Annotated in this window: 6 protein-coding genes, 1 pseudogene and 1 riboswitch; of the genes and pseudogenes, 4 read left to right on the forward strand and 3 right to left on the reverse strand. The window is 64.9% G+C overall.

Features of this window, described 5'->3' with window-relative positions; all coding sequences use genetic code 11:
• Nucleotides 1-281: pseudogene (locus tag JHD07_RS20445) on the forward strand (hypothetical protein); the annotation flags it as partial.
• Complete coding sequence (locus JHD07_RS20450) at nucleotides 278-1,312, forward strand: ATP-grasp domain-containing protein (RefSeq protein WP_291625208.1); 1,035 nt, start codon at nucleotides 278-280, stop codon at nucleotides 1,310-1,312. The pseudogene JHD07_RS20445 and the gene JHD07_RS20450, both read left to right, overlap by 4 nt.
• A gap of 142 nt (nucleotides 1,313-1,454) precedes the next feature.
• On the opposite strand, the gene JHD07_RS20455 is transcribed toward JHD07_RS20450, so the two are convergent.
• The gene (locus JHD07_RS20455; RefSeq protein WP_291625210.1) at nucleotides 1,455-2,021 is read right to left on the reverse strand and encodes a 6,7-dimethyl-8-ribityllumazine synthase; all 567 of its coding nucleotides are present in this window, start codon (nucleotides 2,019-2,021) and stop codon (nucleotides 1,455-1,457) included.
• 78 nt (nucleotides 2,022-2,099) lie between these two features.
• A riboswitch (FMN riboswitch) is annotated at nucleotides 2,100-2,259 on the reverse strand.
• Nucleotides 2,260-2,714: 455 nt separating this feature from the next.
• Here JHD07_RS20455 and JHD07_RS20460 point away from each other — a divergent pair.
• Nucleotides 2,715-3,215, forward strand: a complete 501-nt coding sequence (locus JHD07_RS20460; RefSeq protein WP_291625212.1) for a YbjN domain-containing protein — start codon at nucleotides 2,715-2,717, stop codon at nucleotides 3,213-3,215.
• Nucleotides 3,216-3,420: 205 nt separating this feature from the next.
• Complete coding sequence (proC, locus tag JHD07_RS20465; protein ID WP_291625214.1) at nucleotides 3,421-4,245, forward strand: pyrroline-5-carboxylate reductase; 825 nt, start codon at nucleotides 3,421-3,423, stop codon at nucleotides 4,243-4,245.
• A 95-nt stretch (nucleotides 4,246-4,340) separates the two neighbouring features.
• Here the strand turns inward: proC and JHD07_RS20470 are convergent, their stop codons facing one another.
• Together JHD07_RS20470 and JHD07_RS20475 are read right to left on the reverse strand one after the other, a co-directional pair.
• A complete protein-coding gene (locus JHD07_RS20470) occupies nucleotides 4,341-4,745 on the reverse strand; it encodes a hotdog domain-containing protein (protein WP_291625216.1) in 405 nt (134 codons plus the stop codon).
• 113 nt (nucleotides 4,746-4,858) lie between these two features.
• Nucleotides 4,859-5,062, reverse strand: coding sequence for a tautomerase family protein (locus JHD07_RS20475; RefSeq protein ID WP_025033847.1), 204 nt, complete (start codon nucleotides 5,060-5,062; stop codon nucleotides 4,859-4,861).
• Nucleotides 5,063-5,093: the final 31 nt, after the last annotated feature.

A 5,093-nucleotide genomic window follows, 5' to 3' on the forward strand; every position in this document is an offset into this window, starting at 1 on the left:
GGCTGTTTTCGGCCGACCCTCGGCATCATCGGTCGATGCCAGCCGCGACCCTGATCAGGCGGCACCGAGCGCAAATCCGGCAATTGGTTGCGCGGTGGACGGGCGAGAACCAGCTCACGCTCGATGCCGTGCTCGATGACATGATCTCCCGCTGCCGGGATCTCGATCTGCGGGCCGTAGGCCCCGAACAGAAGCTCGTGCTCGATTTCATCGTCCTCGTGACCGCCAAGACGATGCATGCGTTGTTTGGCCCGTCTCGGCGCAAATGGATCGCACTATGAGACGTCTCCGCATTCTCGTGCTGATGCACCCGGACTTCATGCCTCCCGACTCCTCCGAGGGATACACCGCACAGGAAATCAACGTGTGGAAGACGGAGTACGACGTGGTGAGCACCTTGCGCGAGGCCGGCCACGAGGTTCGCCCGCTCGGAGCGCAGGAGGAGATCAAGCCGGTCCGCGAAGCAATCGAGCAATTCAAGCCACAAGTGGTCTTCACGCTGCTGGAGGAATTCCACAACAACGTCGCCTTCGACCAGCACATCGCGAGCTATCTCGAACTGATGAAGGTCCCTTATACCGGATGCAATCCGCGCGGCCTTATCCTGGCGCGCGGCAAAGACCTGTCAAAGACGCTGGTGCACCACCGTCGCATCGCGGTGCCGGCCTTCGCCGTTTTCCCGATGCGGCGCAAGGTCAAGCGGCCGAAGCATCTCGCGCTGCCGCTGATCGTCAAGAGCCTGAACATGGATGGATCTGCCGGCATTTCCCAAGCCTCGATCGTCGACACCGACGAAAAGCTCGCAGAGCGCGTCGCCTTCATCCACGATCGGAGCGAAACCGCCGCCATCGCCGAGCAATTCATCGAGGGACGCGAGCTTTACGTCGGCGTGCTCGGCAACAACCGCCTGCGCGTTCTGCCGGTCTGGGAACTGAAATTCGGCAGCATGGGCGGTCGCAGGTCACGCCACATCGCCACCGAAAAGGCCAAGCACGACACCGACTATCAGGAGAAGGTCGGCATCGTCGACGGGCCGGCGAAAGACCTCTCGCCGGAGGTCACCGCGCGCATCCAGCGCGCCGCAAAACGCATTTATCAGGCACTAGGGCTCGACGGCTATGCGCGCATCGACTTTCGCCTCACCGCCGACGGCACGCCGTATTTCATCGAAGCGAATCCAAATCCCGAAATCGCCAAGAGCCAGGAGTTCGCCACGGCTGCTCATCATGACGGGCTCAAATATCCGGATCTTCTGCACCGCATCTTGAATCTCGGGATCAGCCGGGCAAAGGCGGGTGTATCCTTGGGTTGACGAAGGGTAGGTAGAGTCCGTTACTGGGCGAAGTTCGGTCCGGGCGGCGCGTGCGCGCCGAACCCGGAATCCATCTTGCCGTAATCTCTGTCGATCAATGAATTCCGGGCCCGCGTGACGCGCGCCCCGGAATGATCATCGCCTACCCCACGATCCCCGCTGCGACCTGGCCGCGCAGGCGCTCCAGGCCGTGCAGCGTCTCCGCACAGGCGGCCGCGACCTCGACGCCCTTGATGGCGAAGTGCTTGCGGAAGAAGTCGTAGTGCACCTCGGTCTCGTGGAATTGCTGCGGGGTCAGCACGGCCGAGAACACCGGTACCTCGGTGCGGAGCTGCACATCCATCAGCGCCTTGATCACGGTGTCGGCGACGAACTCGTGGCGGTAGATGCCGCCATCGACGACGAGACCGGCCGCCACGATCGCGGTGTAGCGCCGCGTCTTGGCGAGGATCTGCGCATGCAGCGGGATCTCGAACGAGCCCGGCACCTCGAACACGTCGACATGGGTGAGGTGGCGGGCTTCCGCCTCCTTCACGAAGGCGATGCGGGCCTCCGCGACCACGTCGCGGTGCCAGCAGGCCTGCACGAACGCCACCCGCTGCGGCTTGGCGAAGCGCGGATGCTCCGGCACCGGATCTTGCGGAACCGGCGGCGGCGTCGGGGTGGGTGGGGCCGTTTCGGTGGAGGGATCTTGCAGCATCTGATTCATGGCTTTCCTCGGTTCAAGGACCAGAATCAGGGCACACGGAACGACAAACAGCCGCATCCTCGCGATGCGTCTGCCAGCGACCGTTCTCTTTCATCCGGACTTTAACCGTCGGCTTCGGAGTTGCACCGAATCTGCTGACCCTTCCGTTCGGGATAACCCTCGCGGAAGGCGCTCGCGGGCTTTGGGCCTTTCGGCCCTTACCGCCGGTGGGGACTTTCACCCCGCCCTGAGAACATCGGCCGCCCGGGATGAACGGCCTTACGGAAATATGCCGCCGGCGAGCAGTCGCGGCAAGCGTGTTCCGCATAGGCAAATCGCATGGTGCCATGCCGCGGCGGCGGTTCGGCCCTCGCAGGACGGAATTAACGATGGCGGTCCCGCCCTCGATTTGATTCCGGTTTGTTCTCTTCCGTCCCGATGGGGGGACTCCACCGTTAATAATTGTGGCGGAGATGAGCTGTGGACGAACGAGTCCTGGCTTGTGGACGGACTCGCGACCCCGTTGCGCAGATTCCGCAAATCACATCACTTGATCCGCGACAGGCCCGCGCCGATCCGAGGGATCGCAAGAGCGACTCCGAGGGGATTGCAAAGGCTGATCCGAGGGAACGCCGCAGCGACGTTGAGGGAGTGCGCGCCGGGCCCAACCGCGTGCGTATCAAAGACAACAAGAAGGCAAGAGGTCGAGACGGCATGTCCCTGCTCGAAGGCACCATCGATTCCAGAAGCCATCCGCTCGCGGTGGTCGAGGATATCGCTGCCAGCAACAACTGGCCGTTCGAACGCTCCGGCGAGGACGAACTCACGATTGTCTCCAAGGGACAATGGACCGACTACCAGCTCTCCTTCACCTGGATGGGCGAGATCGAGGCGCTGCATCTGGCCTGTGCCTTCGACATGAAGATTCCGCTCGCGCGCCGTGGCGAGGTGCAGCGGCTCGTCGCTGCCGTCAACGAGCAGCTGTGGGTCGGTCATTTCGATTTGTGGACCAACACCGGCATGGTCATGCACCGCCAGGCCCTGGTGCTGCCGGGCGGCCTCACCGCCTCGACCGCGCAGTGCGAAGCCATGCTCGCCGGCGCCATCCACGCCTGCGAGCGCTACTTCCCGGCGTTCCAGTTCGTGGTGTGGGCCGGCAAGACCACGGCCGAGGCGATGGACGCGGCGATGTTCGACACGGTCGGCGAGGCCTAGGGCCTCTACGACGTCGGAGCGCCGACCCTCCCTCCCCACGTCATCCCAGACAAGCGCGCATAAAGCGCGCGCAGATCTGGGATCCATACCGCGTGATGTCGCTTGTGGCACGCGGCTTGTTGCCGACACCTCGATCCACTAGAACCGCCCGTGGTTATGGATCCCCGCCTTCGCGGGGATGACGCCTGAGTGTGTGGCAGTGGCGATGGCAGACAACCCCCTCCAAAACATCACCGGCACCATCCTTCTCGCCGGCGCCGGCAAGATGGGCGGCGCGATGCTGACCGGCTGGCTGGCCGGCGGGCTCGATCCTCGCCGCGTCGCGGTGATGGATCCGCATCCGTCGCCCGAGATCTCCGCGCTGGCTGCCAAGGGCGTCGTGCTCAATCCCGATGTGACCACCGCCGGCAAGGTCGAGACTCTGGTTGTCGCGGTGAAGCCGCAGATGTTCCGCGAGGCCGGCCCGAAGCTGAAGCAATTCGTCTCGGACGCAACCTTGGTGGTCTCGATCATGGCGGGCACCACGATCGCCTCGCTTGAGCAGGTCTGCGGCGGCGCCGTGGTGCGCGCGATGCCGAACACGCCGGCCGCGATCGGCCGCGGCATCACCGTCGCCGTTGCGGCGAACAAGGTGAGCGCCGCGCAGCGCGCGGTGGCCGATGCGCTGCTGCGCGCCACCGGCTCGGTCGAATGGGTCGAGGACGAGGGTCTCATGGACGCGGTCACCGCCGTGTCCGGCTCGGGCCCGGCCTATGTGTTCCTGCTCGCCGAAGAGCTCGCACGTGCGGGCGTCGAAGCGGGATTGCCCGAAGCGCTGGCGACAAAGCTCGCGCGCGAAACGGTCGCGGGCTCCGGCGAGCTGCTGCACCAGTCGGAGCTGCCTGCCGCCACCCTGCGCCAGAACGTCACCTCGCCCGGCGGCACCACGGCCGCAGCGCTCAGCGTGCTGATGGGCGAGCCGGGCCTGCGCGATCTCATGATCCGCGCCGTCGCCGCGGCGACGCAGCGGTCGAAGGAATTGGCGAAGTAGAAGAATGCAGTAGGGTGGGCAAAGCGAAAGCGTGCCCACGATCTTTATCCATCGTGGAGGAATGGTGGGCACGGCGCTTCGCGCCTTTGCCCACCCTACAATTTCGAGCCTGCGGCTAGCCGCTTGTTGAACATCTCGACATTGACGAGACCGCGGGCATGACGGCCGTCGCCGAGCTTGCGCGTGCCCTCGAACGCCTCGACCTCGAAGCGGATGACGCGGCGCTCGACGGCGACGACCTTTGCCGTGGTGCGTACGGTAGCCCCAACCAGCGCGGCGGCAAGATGGCGGATGTCGACCTCGGTGCCGACCGTGACCCAGCCCGGCTGGAGCGCCGAGCGGATCGCATCGCCCGCGGTCATCTCCATTTCCAGGATCATCATCGGCGTGGCGTAGACAAAGGGCATGCCCGGCACGAAGTGCCCGACCGTACGCTCGGTCGGGACTACCAGCGTGCGCTCCGCGCTCATGCCAGGCTTAATAAAGTCGCGTGCGTCCATGGTGCTTGCTCGTCATTCCGGGGCGCGCAAAGCGCGAACCCGGAATCCAGAAGTTTGTAGCGCGAGATTCCGGGTTCAGCCCTGGCGGGCTGCCCCGGAATGACGCTAACGCGTCACTTCTTTGCCGCCGCCGCGCGCTCCACGAAGGTCTTGCCGCCCTTCATCTTGTGGCGGAGCGGGGCTTCGTTGATCTGGATGACGACGGCATCGGCGTCGACGCCGAGATTCTTGACCAGCGCCTGGGTGATGTCGCGCATCATGCCGGCCTTCTGCTCGTCGGTGCGGCCCTCGGCCATGCTGATGGTGATCTCAGGCATCGTCGTCTCCCTGCTGCTCTGCTGCTGCTGG

Source organism: Bradyrhizobium sp. (genome assembly GCF_016462955.1).
Taxonomy (GTDB): domain Bacteria; phylum Pseudomonadota; class Alphaproteobacteria; order Rhizobiales; family Xanthobacteraceae; genus Bradyrhizobium.